This window comes from Ruegeria sp. SATB027 (assembly GCF_059613825.1).
In genome coordinates this window covers 59,319-72,856 of record NZ_JBXWTH010000027.1, presented here as the reverse complement: position 1 = coordinate 72,856, position 13,538 = coordinate 59,319, and the positions used below count along the sequence as shown (strand labels likewise).

13 protein-coding genes are annotated in these 13,538 nt (G+C 56.3%); 6 read left to right on the top strand and 7 right to left on the bottom strand.

Annotation, left to right across the window (positions count from 1 at the left end):
• Window positions 1-17: 17 nt before the first annotated feature.
• Window positions 18-494 (bottom strand): YHS domain-containing (seleno)protein, encoded by a 477-nt coding sequence (locus AC2FPW_RS04875; RefSeq protein ID WP_496812737.1) that lies wholly within the window; start codon window positions 492-494, stop codon window positions 18-20.
• A 629-nt stretch (window positions 495-1,123) separates the two neighbouring features.
• Between AC2FPW_RS04875 and rpsA the strand changes: the two genes are divergently transcribed.
• The 6 genes from rpsA (at window position 1,124) to AC2FPW_RS04845 (ending at window position 8,054) form a co-directional block, all read left to right on the top strand.
• Entirely contained in the window at window positions 1,124-2,800 is a 1,677-nt protein-coding gene (gene rpsA, locus AC2FPW_RS04870) for a 30S ribosomal protein S1 (RefSeq protein ID WP_480484015.1), read from the top strand.
• Window positions 2,801-3,070: 270 nt separating this feature from the next.
• Window positions 3,071-3,355, top strand: coding sequence for an integration host factor subunit beta (gene ihfB, locus AC2FPW_RS04865; protein ID WP_050603110.1), 285 nt, complete (start codon window positions 3,071-3,073; stop codon window positions 3,353-3,355).
• Window positions 3,356-3,362: 7 nt separating this feature from the next.
• Window positions 3,363-3,713 carry a lipopolysaccharide assembly protein LapA domain-containing protein gene (locus AC2FPW_RS04860; protein ID WP_267365457.1) on the top strand — a complete coding sequence of 117 codons (351 nt, stop codon included), beginning with the start codon at window positions 3,363-3,365 and terminating at the stop codon, window positions 3,711-3,713.
• Window positions 3,714-3,718: 5 nt separating this feature from the next.
• On the top strand, window positions 3,719-4,363 hold the full coding sequence (locus AC2FPW_RS04855) for a phosphoribosylanthranilate isomerase (protein ID WP_496812736.1): 645 nt from the start codon (window positions 3,719-3,721) through the stop codon (window positions 4,361-4,363).
• A 98-nt stretch (window positions 4,364-4,461) separates the two neighbouring features.
• On the top strand, window positions 4,462-5,709 hold the full coding sequence (gene trpB, locus AC2FPW_RS04850; RefSeq protein WP_267365446.1) for a tryptophan synthase subunit beta: 1,248 nt from the start codon (window positions 4,462-4,464) through the stop codon (window positions 5,707-5,709).
• Window positions 5,710-6,398: 689 nt separating this feature from the next.
• A complete protein-coding gene (locus tag AC2FPW_RS04845; protein WP_496812735.1) occupies window positions 6,399-8,054 on the top strand; it encodes an Ig-like domain-containing protein in 1,656 nt (551 codons plus the stop codon).
• Between the two features lie 28 nt (window positions 8,055-8,082).
• On the opposite strand, the gene AC2FPW_RS04840 is transcribed toward AC2FPW_RS04845, so the two are convergent.
• The 6 genes from AC2FPW_RS04840 to trpA form a co-directional block, all read right to left on the bottom strand.
• Window positions 8,083-8,457 carry a DUF2237 family protein gene (locus tag AC2FPW_RS04840; protein WP_496812734.1) on the bottom strand — a complete coding sequence of 125 codons (375 nt, stop codon included), beginning with the start codon at window positions 8,455-8,457 and terminating at the stop codon, window positions 8,083-8,085.
• Between the two features lie 9 nt (window positions 8,458-8,466).
• Complete coding sequence (locus AC2FPW_RS04835) at window positions 8,467-9,630, bottom strand: serine hydrolase domain-containing protein (protein WP_496812733.1); 1,164 nt, start codon at window positions 9,628-9,630, stop codon at window positions 8,467-8,469.
• An 83-nt stretch (window positions 9,631-9,713) separates the two neighbouring features.
• Complete coding sequence (gene pth, locus AC2FPW_RS04830; RefSeq protein ID WP_209505414.1) at window positions 9,714-10,394, bottom strand: aminoacyl-tRNA hydrolase; 681 nt, start codon at window positions 10,392-10,394, stop codon at window positions 9,714-9,716.
• A gap of 142 nt (window positions 10,395-10,536) precedes the next feature.
• Window positions 10,537-11,184: a 50S ribosomal protein L25/general stress protein Ctc gene (locus AC2FPW_RS04825; protein WP_480832721.1), complete on the bottom strand. Its 648-nt coding sequence runs from the start codon at window positions 11,182-11,184 to the stop codon at window positions 10,537-10,539.
• Between the two features lie 247 nt (window positions 11,185-11,431).
• Window positions 11,432-12,598: an alpha-hydroxy acid oxidase gene (locus tag AC2FPW_RS04820; RefSeq protein WP_496812732.1), complete on the bottom strand. Its 1,167-nt coding sequence runs from the start codon at window positions 12,596-12,598 to the stop codon at window positions 11,432-11,434.
• A 145-nt stretch (window positions 12,599-12,743) separates the two neighbouring features.
• Window positions 12,744-13,535 carry a tryptophan synthase subunit alpha gene (trpA, locus tag AC2FPW_RS04815; RefSeq protein ID WP_496812731.1) on the bottom strand — a complete coding sequence of 264 codons (792 nt, stop codon included), beginning with the start codon at window positions 13,533-13,535 and terminating at the stop codon, window positions 12,744-12,746.
• Window positions 13,536-13,538: the final 3 nt, after the last annotated feature.

Genomic DNA, 13,538 nt, shown 5'->3' with positions numbered 1-13,538 from the left:
GGCAAATGGGTCAGGTCTTACAGCTCGCCCACGGCGACGCTTTTGATATTCACCCATTGGTCATCCGCGGTTTTTGCGGTGGTGTCAACGTCCTTCAAAAAGGCTGCCCGGGTTTCCGCGTTCAGGAACAGAAACAATTTTCCGTCTGCGACAAGGTACTGATCCGGGTCACCGTCAAATTTCTTGCCGACCGATACGCCGAATGAGCAGAAGCCACCGTGCTGCGGCAGGTACGCTTCAGGGTTTGCCTCGAACGCTTCACGGTTCGCGGCGGACGTGAAATAATAGGAGGCTCCGTCATAAGTTGACGAATGAGTGGCGAAGCCTTCGACCGGGTTGCCATCATTGACCAATGCAACCAGATCAACCCCATGCGCGGCCAGCGGCGCACCGGCGGCTGAAAGGCCGTTGGACACGTTGATTTCGTCAGCGGCAAAGGCTGGGGTGGAAAGGGCAATTGCAGTCGCCATGGCGGCAAAGATGAGAGATTTCATAATATTTTCCCTTTGGTTCTGGTTTCGGGTCGACCGCTTTGTCGACCGATAAGGCAAAGCTAGGGAAAGGATGCGGAACGTTTAATCTCAGATACGCCACCAGTTCTTGCAGATCGTACAAAAAGGCGAATGGCTGGCGTTCAATCTGCAAATCCCCACCATCCATCCCGAGACGTAGGAAGCCGGGCGCTGGGTGACGCGCGGAACGTTGAGACATGTCACCTTTGCGTTGCAAGCTGAGGCTCAGCCGCGTGGTTCGGTTCCCGGTACCAGGATTCCTTCTGACAAGAACCTGCCGCAGACCATGCAGACTTGTTCAGTCAGAACCCGCTATCGTTCAGATTGCCAAATCGCATTGGGGATCAGCGTTAGGCAGGAGTTCCTGCGCGCGCTGCCGCGCACCACAGGCTTTGCACTTGCACCGGTTCAAGATTCAGCCTATACGCGCGCTGTCGATACAAGGGCGGTCAACGTCCGGATGACGTTTCTGAGCAGGGCCGGGTTACCTCGGCCCTTTGTGTTTGTTTGCTCGGGGCGCACCGGATTACGCCTGAAGACGTCATGAAACAAGACCGGCGGAGACAACCGCTCGGCCAGCAAAAACGTACTGTAAAGGAAATGAACGCCACATGGCTAACGCATCCATGGAGGAATTCGAAGCCCTCCTGAATGAAAGCTTCGAAATGGACACGCCCGAAGAGGGTTCTGTTGTCAAAGGCAAGATTCTGGCGATTGAAGCCGGTCAAGCCATCATCGACGTAGGCTATAAAATGGAAGGCCGCGTTGATCTGAAAGAATTCGCAAATCCCGGCGAAGCCCCTGAAATCGCTGTCGGCGACGAGGTCGAAGTTTACTTGCGCGCCGCAGAAAACGCCCGTGGCGAAGCCGTCATCTCGCGCGAGATGGCCCGCCGCGAAGAGGCATGGGACCGTCTGGAAAAAGCATATGCCGACGACCAGCGTGTCGATGGTGCAATCTTTGGCCGCGTCAAAGGTGGCTTCACCGTCGATCTGGGTGGCGCGGTTGCGTTCCTGCCCGGTTCGCAGGTTGACGTACGCCCCGTACGCGACGCAGGCCCGCTGATGGGTCTGAAGCAGCCGTTCCAGATCCTGAAAATGGACCGCCGCCGTGGCAACATCGTTGTGTCGCGCCGCGCAATCCTGGAAGAATCGCGTGCCGAACAGCGCGCCGAAGTCATCGGCAACCTGACCGAAGGTCAGAACGTCGAGGGCGTGGTCAAGAACATCACCGAATACGGTGCATTCGTTGACCTGGGCGGCGTTGATGGTCTGCTGCACGTCACTGACATGGCATGGCGTCGTGTGAACCACCCGTCCGAGATCCTGACGATCGGTGAAACCATCAAGGTTCAGGTCATCAAGATCAACAAAGACACCCACCGCATCAGCCTGGGCATGAAGCAGCTTCAGGAAGATCCGTGGGATCTGGTTGCTGCCAAGTACCCGCTGGGCTCGGTTCATCAGGGTCGCGTCACCAATATCACCGACTACGGCGCATTCGTCGAACTGGAAGCCGGTGTCGAAGGTCTGGTGCACGTGTCCGAGATGTCCTGGACCAAGAAAAACGTCCACCCCGGCAAGATCGTCTCGACCAGCCAGGAAGTCGACGTCATGGTTCTGGAAATCGACGGTGCCAAGCGCCGCGTGTCTCTGGGCCTGAAGCAGACTCAGCGCAACCCATGGGAAGTGTTTGCAGAAACCCACCCCGAGGGCACCGAAGTCGAAGGCGAAGTCAAGAACATCACCGAATTCGGTCTGTTCATCGGCCTCGAAGGCGACATCGACGGCATGGTTCACCTGTCGGACCTGTCCTGGGACGAGCGTGGCGAGGATGCGATCCAGAACTACCGCAAGGGCGACATGGTTTCGGCCGTTGTCTCGGAAGTGGATGTCGAGAAAGAGCGTATCTCGCTGTCGATCAAAGCTCTGGGCGGTGACAAGTTCGCAGAAGCCGTTGGCGGCGTGAAGCGTGGCTCGGTCATCACTGTCGAAGTGACTGCAATCGAAGATGGCGGCATCGAGGTCGAGTACGAAGGCATGAAGTCGTTCATCCGTCGTTCCGACCTGTCGCGTGACCGTTCCGAACAGCGCCCCGAGCGTTTCTCGGTCGGTGACAAGGTTGATGTCCGCGTAACCAACGTCGACAGCAAGACCCGTCGTCTGGGTCTGTCGATCAAGGCACGCGAGATCGCAGAAGAGAAAGAAGCCGTGGAACAGTACGGTTCTTCCGACTCGGGCGCGTCGCTGGGCGACATTCTGGGTGCAGCGCTGAAGTCTGGCGACTAAGCCCGGGGCGCATCCCAAGCATGATTTACGGCCTCGCATGGAAGTGCGGGGCCGTTTTTGTTGCGAATCAACATGTTCCAAACACGCTGTTTAAACTCGATAATGTTCGCGCTTGAAGTGTGTAAATCGCCCTGTCGGGCAAAATTTCGCGTGAGAATATGGCAAAATAAAGCCTCAACACGCAGAGTATCCGTTCCCCCGTTCTGGGTTTTTTCCTATACTGTCAAAACAGTAGACCTGTCACACCGGCTGCCTGGGAGGGTATCACGAATGATCCGTTCAGAACTGATTCAGAAAATCGCTGACGAAAACCCGCATCTCTATCAGCGTGATGTCGAGCGGATTGTGAACACCGTGTTCGAAGAAGTCACCGATGCCATGGCGCGCGGCGACCGGGTCGAACTGCGTGGCTTTGGCGCGTTTTCGGTGAAAAAGCGGGATGCCCGCGTTGGGCGCAACCCCCGTACCGGTGAAACCGTTCAGGTCGAGGAAAAATGTGTGCCATTTTTCAAAACTGGTAAGTTGCTCAGGGATCGTTTGAACGGTAAAGCCTGACCTCATGATGCGTTACCTTCGATATGCTTTTCTTGGGACTCTCGGGATCGTTCTGATTTCCGTTTCCCTGGCGAATGTTCAGTCTGTTGAACTGAAACTGATGCCCGATGCTCTGGCCGAGCTTTTGGGCTTTAACGTCAGTACCTCTTTACCACTTTTTCTGGTCGTTCTGGGTGGTGTTGTCGCCGGTTTGATCATCGGTTTCATGTGGGAATGGCTGCGGGAACACAAACACCGCCGCGATGCGACCGTGAAAAAGGGCGAGGTCCGCAAGCTTGAACGCGAGGTCAAGAAGCTCAAGAAGAAGCAGAACGAGGGTAAGGATGATGTTCTGGCCCTGCTTGATGAGGCCAGCTGAGGCTTATGTCTTCCGATGTGTCCGTTAAAATCTGCGGTTTGACCGCCCCAGAACATGTGCGCGCAGCCGTTGCAGCCGGTGCGCGCTATGTCGGGTTCAACTTTTTTCCCAAATCGCCCCGTTACGCACCGATACCGCAAGCCGCGGCGTTGGCTGCCGAAGTACCAGTCGGTGTCGCCAAGGTCGCTTTGGCCGTGAATTTCTCGGACGCGCAGCTTGATGAGATTGTCGCGGGGGTTCCGCTGGATATGTTGCAGCTTCACGGCGGAGAGAGCCCCGAGCGTGTGGCAGAGATCAAGCAGCGCTATGGCCTGCCCGTCATCAAGGCGATCGGTGTGGCCGAGGCCGAGGATTTGGCTGCGATTGATCTGTATTCCGAAGTTGCAGACCAGCTTCTGATCGATGCAAAGCCGCCGAAGAATTCGGAACTTCCCGGCGGCAACGGTCTTCCTTTTGACTGGCGGCTGCTGGCAGGTCGAAAATATTGGCGCAGGCCGTGGATGTTGTCCGGTGGTCTGAACCCAGACAATGTCGCTGAGGCGATCCGCATGACGGGTGCGCGGCAAGTCGATGTGGCGTCGGGTGTTGAAAGCGCGCCGGGCGTAAAGGACGCTGGACTGATACAGGCATTTATCGACGCGACACGCTGATTTTGTTTGCCGCTGCCAGGGGGCGACATGGTGCGTTTTGCCATGGCAAATCCCGCGACGACCACCTATGACAGTCAGGTACGACGAGGGAGACACCCATGGCCAACGATCTTTTCAATTCCTTCATGTCCGGCCCTGACGAGCAAGGGCGCTTTGGCATCTTCGGCGGGCGTTTTGTCAGCGAAACGCTGATGCCGCTGATCCTGTCACTGGAAGAGGAATACAACAAAGCCAAGGATGATCCGACCTTCTGGGCCGAGATGGATGATCTGTGGGCCAACTATGTGGGCCGCCCCTCACCTCTGTATTTCGCGGAACGCCTGACCGAGCATCTGGGCGGGGCGAAGATCTATCTGAAACGTGATGAGCTGAACCACACCGGCGCACACAAGATCAACAACGTGCTGGGCCAGATCATTCTGGCGCGACGCATGGGCAAGACCCGGATCATTGCCGAGACCGGGGCAGGGCAGCACGGTGTGGCCACAGCCACGGTCTGCGCGAAATTTGGTTTGAAATGCATCGTCTATATGGGTGCCCATGACGTGCAACGTCAGGCCCCGAACGTGTTTCGTATGCGCCTGCTGGGGGCCGAGGTGATCCCTGTGACCTCGGGTCGCGGTACGCTGAAGGACGCGATGAATGACGCGCTGCGTGACTGGGTGACCAATGTGCGCGATACGTTCTACTGCATCGGCACAGTGGCCGGTCCGCACCCATACCCGGCGATGGTGCGTGATTTCCAGTCGATCATAGGCAAGGAAGCGAAAGAGCAGATGATGAAGGCCGAAGGCCGTCTGCCCGACACGATCATTGCGGCAATCGGCGGCGGCTCGAACGCGATGGGCTTGTTCTACCCATTCCTTGATGACAAGGACGTCAATATCATCGGCGTTGAAGCCGGCGGTAAAGGTGTAAACGAAAAGATGGAGCATTGCGCCTCGCTGACAGGCGGTCGTCCGGGCGTTCTGCATGGCAACCGCACCTATCTGCTGCAGGATGATGACGGGCAGATTCTGGAAGGCTATTCGATCTCGGCCGGTCTGGACTATCCGGGTATCGGGCCCGAACATTCCTGGTTGCATGAGGTTGGTCGCGCGACTTACGTCTCGATTACCGACAAGGAAGCGCTTGAGGCATTCCAGCTGTGCTGCGCCACTGAGGGTATCATTCCGGCGCTGGAACCCAGCCACGCTCTGGCGCATGTCATGAAGATCGCGCCCGAGTTGCCCAAGGACCACCTGATCTGCATGAACATGTGTGGACGCGGTGACAAGGATGTTCAGACCGTCGCAAAATACCTGAACTTTGACATGTCTGACACCGAAGGCCGCACGGCCGGTTGATTTCACACCGGGGCCACATGCCCCGGTTTACAATCTCGACCAATCAAGCTGCCGGAACACCCTTCGGTACATCCTTGATTGTAATGCTGCTCCGAAATGGCCTTCGGGTCTAATTGGTGTTTTAACGGGCGCAGACGGATTGTTGTTCCTGCCCTGGTGTGGCATCCGGTTTTGTCACCGTATGTTGGCCCTCGCAGGCGATCTTTTTGGACCCGACGGAGCCCGGTTAAAGAATCGTCCACAAGCGATATTACCCCGTTCAACCTGCGCCCGAAGGTTTCCAATTGGAGATCAGTGTAGCAAGCGGTGCCGTACTGTTGCAAAATTGCTGGACTGTCAGTGACTATGTCCTTTCTGTCTTTGCAGGTGATTTTCCAGCGCAGCCTGTCTCACGTTTCTATCTCCACTCGACAACACAGCGAAAATTGGGTGTTTCAAGCCGTTTGAGATTGGGTCCAGGTCAAAACCCGGTTGTTCCAACAACACGACGTGTCCCGCACGCCCCAGTTGATTCCTGCCGCGTTCTATACAGCGTCTTCCAATTGAATTAACTTCTCATTAACCGGCGATTTGCGGTCGGTTCTGGGGATGTCTCTGCGAAGATGGGGCAAGGATGACGCTGCTTGGGATGCGATTTTAACCCCAGGCACTCTGGTGTTTGGCACCCACGCGGTGCTGTAGGAGGTAATATGGTTTGGTCCGCAATTACGAGGCTGTCGTGCCTGGGTCTTTTGGTTTCCGCGCTTTTGATGGGAAGCGTCAAAGAGGGTCTGGCGTTTGGCAACCCTTCGTTTCCGTCCCAGACAGTCGCAACACCCAACGGCGGGCAGATTTTCTTTTCTAATCTACAAGGCACTGCGACAGCGTTCATGTCGTTGGGCGGCTCGGGAGAAGGCCCGGGAGGATCGTTCTATTTCAACAATGGTGTTTTGACTCAACCTGCTATTACGCCAGCAGGATTGGCCAATCTTGGATATATTGGCGCGACGATACTCAGCCAGAACGGAGCGGACTCAACTTACGCCGCTGATGGCTATCTTGGGGTCATGTTCACCGCGCGCGAAACCGTGGGAGGGCCGCTTTACCTTTATGAGATCGCGCTGTCGGGTGTCACGAATACCCAGATTATCAACACGCGGACGCTGGCCGACACGACGCAGCCGACGGCCTCAATCGGTGCACTGACAACAATCGGCAACGGAACGTTCCAAGCGGTGATCACACTTAGTGAACCCAGCACAGATTTCACGGTGGGCGACTTGTCGGTCACCAATGCGTCCGCCAGCCTGACTGGGTCCGGAACCAATTATGTCGCAACGCTGACTGCACAAAGTAACGGTACAGTTGAGCTGTTTATTCCCGCAGGCGTTTTTTCTGATGCCGCCGGGAACATGAACCTTGCGTCCAACAGGGTCAGCACACAACAGGGGGTGACGGACACACAACGACTGGTGCAGGCCTTTCAAAATGCCCGGGCCAACAGCCTTGTGACCAATCAGCCAGAGCTGACGCAGTTTCTTCAGCAATCGGGATCAGGTGCGCTGGACTCGTCGGTGACGCAGGGATCGGGGTATCTGAAATTTGCAAGTGACCCAACCCACCCGGTCTGGTTCAATCTATCCGGGAACTGGAGCTCGCAAAACGATTACGACAGTTCTTATGCCTTGGCCGTGGTGGGGGCGCATGGCTGGGTGAACTCGAACCTTCTGATCGGCGCCATGCTGCAGATCGATTATGCCGAAACCGAAAACGGCCCGGCCAGTGTGGATGGCACAGGGTGGCTGGTCGGACCTTATGTCGTCGCCAAACTGCCCAGCCAGCCGGTGTTTTTCGAAGGGCGCGTTCTGTACGGTCAGGCTGATAACGACATTTCTCCACTGGGCACCTATACCGACAGTTTCGATAGTGAACGCTGGCTGATCCAGTCGCGCGTAACCGGAGAGTTCAAGCGCGGTGACCTGACGCTTATGCCGCTGCTGGATGTTAGCTATGCCAGCGACGATCAGGAGGCTTATACCGATAGTCTGGGCAACCTGATCCCACAGCAGGATTTCAGCCTGACCACTGCACGGCTGGGTATGGATTTCAGTCACCCAATCCAGGTGTCGCGTGGTCAGATGATGCTGACCGGTGGTTTGTCTGGTATCTGGAGCACAACATCCGGCTCAGGCACTGTTCCTGGCGTGACACCGATAGGGGATACCGCCCGCGCCCGCGCTGATCTGGGTTTTGACTATCGGCTGGAAAACGACAGCCTTCTGGCTGCAAACCTGTTCTATGACGGTATCGGCGAAAGCGGTTTTGAAAACTACAGTGTCAGCCTGATCTGGCAAATGGCATTCTGAATCAGCCATGCGCCCCTTAGGGGGTCCTTTAGGTCTTTGCCTTATTTTGAAGCAAAATGTCGAGCGGTACGATCTCAAGCGCGCGTTGATGTGTCGCCTCCAGATGAACCTGCGGCGCACATCCTTCGTCATGAGCTTGCAAAAACCGGCTGGCGCATAAACACCAGCTGTCGCCGGGGCGAAGGCTTGGAAAGTCGAATTCGGGCCGTGCCGTGCTCAGATCATTGCCGACATATTTTGAAAATGCCAGAAACTCGGCCGTCATCACGGCGCAGACGGTATGACTGCCCTGATCCTCGGGGCAGGTATTGCACGCGCCATCCCGGAAGAACCCCGTCAAAGGGTCGCGAGAGCACGGGGCCAGAACGCCACCCAGTACATTGATACTTTCTTGTTTCTGCATAATGGCATCTTACAGACTTTCCGCAATCTTGCGGAACATTTCGATGTTAAGATCATTCACGCCGGGTTCACGGAATAGCCTGTCTGCACCAGTGGACACAATCAGAACGCCCCTGGGCTGGTTGAAATAGATGTATTGCCCATAGACGCCACGGGCCAGAAACTCTCCTTCATGCGCGCCGCGGGGAATCCACCATTGATACCCGTACCCGATCTCTCCTTGCGCGGTCGGTGCGCTGGGTTGGGTGGCTTCGAAAATCCATTCGGCAGGAACCAGTTGTTTTCCATTCGCGATGCCGTCCTGCAGGATCATTTGTCCGAACCGGGCGAAATCACGTGTAGTAAAGTTGAGGCCCCCCAAAACAAAAGCGACCCCTGCACCATCAGTGATGTAGTATCCGTCCCGCTCCAGCCCCAACGGTTGAAGGATCTTTTCCGTCAGAAGGTCTGCCACATTCCGCCCGGTCGCACCGCGTATCACCATGCCCAGAACATGGGTGTCGATCGACACGTATTGCCAGGTTTCACCCGGCGTCGCAAAGCTGTCTTGCAGCGAGGCTGCAAAATCGTCCAGCTCACCACCCAGGGCAACCACACGCCCCATCCTATTGATGTCGGAATTTGGGTCGAGATAATCTTCATCAAACGTCACGCCGCTTGCCATGTTCAGCACGTTGCGGATCGACGCGGTTTCATACGCGCTGCCTTTCAGTTTGGGCGCATATTTGACGACCGGGTCATCCAACGATCCGATTGCGCCCTCTTGCAGCAGGATACCGAAAAGCGCCGAAAGATAGCTTTTGGCGACCGACCAAGAAATCCTCCGGTCATCCGGCCCGGTGCCAAGATAGTATTCCTCGAATCTGATCTTGCCGTTCTGCATGACCAGCAACGACGTGACGGATCGTTCATCGATCCAGCTGTCGGTTCCTTCCGGCAAGTCGAATCCTTCGCCATAAGGCAGGTTCCAGGTTGGCGCGTCTCCGCGCGGCAGGTTCACGGTCAGAAAGGCCTCGTCCATATGCGAGAAATTGTGAACGATCTTCTCTTCCGAAAATAACGAGTTTACGGCCAATAGGCGCTGCAACTCTTCGCGCTTCCACAGCCCGACGGCAGTGGCGGCTAGAACCAGCGCCAGTACGATGCGCAGCACCCACTTCAAGATGGATTTCATCGCATTGCCTCCCTAGTTGGCCGGTATTGGAACGCGGGAGGTTGCATTCCGCAACCTCTACGTAACGGAAAGCACTCGCGCTGTTACCTGAATTTGTCCAAAAGCTTCTGCATGGCAGACCGGTCGTCATCCTCGGTGTCGGGTGCGGGCGTTGAAGGTGTGTCGGCTTTAGGTGCAGCGGTTTTTGATGATCGCGGCGGGGCAGTGCGCAATGCAACTGCATTCATGAACTTGCCGCCCTCGTCCTGAGCCAGGTAGGGTGCCCCGTCCGAAACACCCCGAAGAACGTCGTCCAGCCAACTGGTTTCGGATTTCGCGAAATCACTGAGCACGTACCCCGAAACCATTTCCTTGCGGCCCGGATGCCCGATCCCAAGGCGTACACGGTCATATGCCGCCCCGATATGCTCATGGATCGAGCGCAGTCCGTTATGCCCGGCGTGCCCGCCCCCTGCCTTGACGCGCAATTTGCCCGGGGCAAGGTCCAATTCGTCATGAAATACAACAACGTCGGTGGACTCCAGCTTGTAAAACCGCATCGCCTCACCCACGGATTGACCCGATCGGTTCATGTAGGTCTGCGGCTTCAACAAAAGGACTTTCTCAGTGCCAAGCCGACCTTCCGATATCTCGGCCTGAAACTTCGACTTCCAGGGGCCAAACCCGTGATCTGCAGCGATCCGGTCCAGGGCCATGAACCCGATATTGTGCCGGTTCCGGGCATATTTCTGACCCGGGTTTCCCAATCCAACAAACAGCTTCATGTTTCTGTTCTGCCTTTGTCACTTCAAAGACATTTCATGCCCGGAAAACGTCAGGAAATCCAGTCAGGCCTGATTATTGGACCCGCAAAAAAAACGGGGCTCACCCGAGCCCCGCTTCAAAGTCGGAAACATTGTTCCAGACTTATTCTTCTTCTTTTCCGACAACTTCGACTTCATCGGCTGCAACTTCACCATCTTCATCGTCGTCGCTGGTGGACAGACCAGTCGGCGCCGAGATGTTGGCAATCACAAAGTCACGGTCGATGGTTGGTTTGGTGCCCTCAGGCAGTTCAACCGACGAAATGGTCACAACGTCATTGATGTTCAGACCGGTCAGATCAACGGTGATCTTTTCAGGAATGTCACCGGCGGTGCACATCAGTTCGATTTCCGGGCGGACAACGGTCAGAACGCCACCCTTTTTGATGCCAGGGGCCGCACCTTCATTGATGAACTCAACGGGGATGAACAACGCGATCTTGGTGGTCCGGCGCAGGCGCATCAGGTCCAGATGGGTCGGCAGGTCTTTGACGACATCACGCTGAACGTCGCGGCAGATGACGCGGACGTCATCGTGGCCTTCAACTTTCAGGTTCCACAAGGTCGACTTGAACCGGCCCGCTTTCAGGCGCTTGAACAAGACGTTGAACGGGATCTGGATTGGCAACGGTTCTTTGTCGCCACCAAATACGATGCCCGGAACCATGCCGTCGCGGCGTGCTTGACGAGCGGCGCCCTTGCCTGTCCCCGTCCGTTCCAGAGCTACGAGATCAGGAATCTCACCAGCCATGATATATTCTCCAATGTTAGGGCGGGCATCCTCCAAGGCTGTATACCCGCGTGAAGCCGCGTCCTTAGCTTGATTCACCCGATTTGGAAAGAGGTATTTCTTGCCGTGCCGTTCGGCTGGGTTCTATCGCCTGTCCTGGAGTATTATCGGGTGGACGATTGAAGGATCCCCAGCTTCATCTGGCCAAAAATATCCCGGGGGAGGCGCCCGGAACGGGCGTCGGGGGCAGAGCCCCCTGATTGACCGGTTACGCTTGCCAGCGGCCCCCGAAGTTTTCAGGTATCAGCAGATTGTGACGCCCCAACGCAGCCACATTTTTCTCACCACAAAGCGCCATTGTCGTATCAAGCTCCCTCTGGATCAGCTCAAGCGCCGTGGTGACACCTTTCTGACCCATGGCACCCAGACCATACACAAACGCGCGGCCAACATAGGTCCCTTTGGCCCCAAGCGCTAAGGCTTTGAGCACGTCTTGTCCGGATCGGATACCGCTGTCCAAATGCACCTCGATATCGCCCCCAACCGCATCCATGATCTCGGGCAGGACACGAATCGAGCTTAGCGCGCCGTCAAGCTGACGCCCACCATGGTTTGACACGACAATGGCATCGGCACCCAGCTTGGCGGCCATCCTTGCGTCATCCGCATCAAGGATGCCCTTAAGGATCACTTTCCCGCCCCATTGCTCCATCAGTTTTTCAACCTTCGACCAGTCGAGGCTGGGGTCAAACTGTTCTGCGGTCCAGGCCCCCAATGAAGACGCGTCCGAAATACCATGCACATGCCCCACGATATTGCCGAACTCGCGCCGCTGGGCCCGCAGCATTTCAATGCCCCAGGCCCATTTGGTCATCAGGTTGGCGATGGTTTTTGCGGTCAGTTTGGGCGGGGCCGACAGACCGTTTTTCAGGTCCTTGTGCCGTTGGCCCAGAATTTGCAGGTCGAGCGTGATTACCAGTGCGGAACATTTGGCGTCTTTTGCTCGCTGGATCAGGCGGTTGATGTAGTCCGTGTCCTTCATCGTATAAAGCTGGAACCAGAATGGTTTGTTGGTATATCCGGCCACATCTTCGATAGAGTTGATGGACATGGTGGACAGCGTAAAGGGCACACCAAATTCCTCGGCGGCTTTGGCGGCCTTCATCTCTCCGTCTGCATGTTGCATCCCCGTCAACCCGACCGGGGCAAGCGCAACAGGCACTGAAACGTCTTCGCCAATCATTTGCGAAGATGTCGACCGACCGGACATATCGACCGCAACCCTTTGGCGAAGGCGTATTTTTTCAAAATCGGTCGTGTTTTCGCGAAAAGTCTGTTCTGTCCAGCTGCCGCTTTCGGCGTAGTCATAGAACATACGGGGCACGCGGCGTTCATATATGCGTTTGAGGTCTTCGATATTGGTGATCACAGGCATGAAAACAGGGCTCCGCGTACATTGGTTAGTTTTCTTTACCAATTCATTCCCAAGGCTGCAATGTCTTGGCGTCACAGTGAAGGGTCACAAAAAACCCGCCGCGGTATCCGCGACGGGTCATAACTCTCGTATGTTGGCTGCGAGATCAGGCGCTGTGCGCGCCATCCGAAAGAGATTTCACAAAGGTCAGCACGTCGGCCACAGGTTTACCAGCGCCGATCTGGCTGACGATCGCTGACCCGACCACCGCGCCATCCGACACCGAGGCAATATTGCGCGATTTCTCAGGCGTGTTGATCCCGAACCCCACGATTACCGGCAGATCGGTCGCGGCCTTGATGCGGGTAACCTCGGGGCCAACATCTGTTGCTTCTGCCTCGGCTGCGCCAGTGATCCCGGTGATCGAGACATAATAAACAAAGCCCGAAGTGTTTTGCAGAACACGTGGCAGGCGTTTGTCATCCGTGGTTGGGGTTGCCAGGCGAATAAAATTCAGACTCGCCGCTTGCGCGGGCAGGCAGAGTTCTGCGTCCTCCTCGGGGGGAAGGTCCACCACGATCAACCCGTCAATACCAGCTGCTTTTGCATCGGCCAGAAACGCATCGACACCCCGGCTGTAGATCGGGTTGTAATACCCCATCAGGACAATGGGGGTTGTATCGTCCGTTTCCCGAAAGGTTCGTGCCAGATCCAATGTGCGTTGCAAGGTCATGCCCTGCTCAAGCGCACGTTGGCCCGCGGCCTGAATTGTCGGGCCGTCGGCCATCGGGTCAGTAAAGGGCAAGCCCAGCTCGATAACATCCACGCCAGCACCAGGCAGGCCTTTGACCACTTCAAGCGAAGTGTCATAGTCGGGATCTCCGGCCATGACATAGGCGACAAAGGCTTTTTTTCCTTCGGCTTTCAGGGCGGCGAACTTGGCGTCGATACGGGTCATCGG